The organism is Streptomyces sp. YS-3 (assembly GCF_045257485.1).
GTDB lineage: Bacteria > Actinomycetota > Actinomycetes > Streptomycetales > Streptomycetaceae > Streptomyces.
In genome coordinates this window covers 1-680 of record NZ_JBJHPC010001162.1, presented here as the reverse complement: position 1 = coordinate 680, position 680 = coordinate 1, and the positions used below count along the sequence as shown (strand labels likewise).

The 680-nt window shown below is 75.7% G+C and carries 1 protein-coding gene; it reads right to left on the bottom strand.

Annotation, left to right across the window (positions count from 1 at the left end; genetic code table 11):
* Positions 1 to 659 (bottom strand): PfkB family carbohydrate kinase (locus ACJA3G_RS38100; RefSeq protein WP_406557563.1); only part of this gene is annotated, 659 nt, incomplete at its 3' end.
* Positions 660 to 680: the final 21 nt, after the last annotated feature.

The window sequence follows — 680 nt, the reverse complement described above, 5'->3', positions numbered from 1 at the left end:
ACCCGAACATCCGTCCCGGCCTGATCCCGGACCCGGACGCCTACCGGGCCCGCCGCCAGCCACTCCCGTACCCCGCCGCCCAGCCACGCCGCGTCCTCCTCGGACAGCTTCAGCAGGGACACGTACGGCAGCCAGGAGCGGAAGCGGGCCCGGTAGGCGTCCGGGTCCGGGATCAGGCCGGGACGGATGTTCGGGTCCAGCAGGGTGAACAGGCCCCGCCCCGACTCCCGCCGCAGCAGCGCCTCGTACGCGCTCGCCCCGGGCTCCAGGACCAGCGAACACGTGCCGAGCGCCAGCGCGCGTACGCCGGAGGGGAGCGCGGGCGGGAGTTCGAAGAGGCGGTCCGCGGTTCCGGAGGCGTAGAAGCCGTAGCCGGCGCCGCCGTCCGCCCCGACCGTCGCCACCGCCAGCGTCGTCGGCTCGGGGCCGCGCTGGACCAGCGAGGTGTCGACACCGGCGGCGCGCAGCCCGTCGAGCAGGGCCTCGCCGAAGCCGTCCGTCGACACCCGGGAGCAGAAGGCGGCCTCGGCGCCGAGCCGTCCCAGGGCCACCGCCGTGTTGTACGGGCCGCCGCCACGCCGGGGCGACAGGGGGCCCAGCCGGTCACCGGCACGCTCCGGGACCAGGTCGATGAGGGCTTCTCCGGCGACGACGATCACGCGGCCGAACGTACACCCATC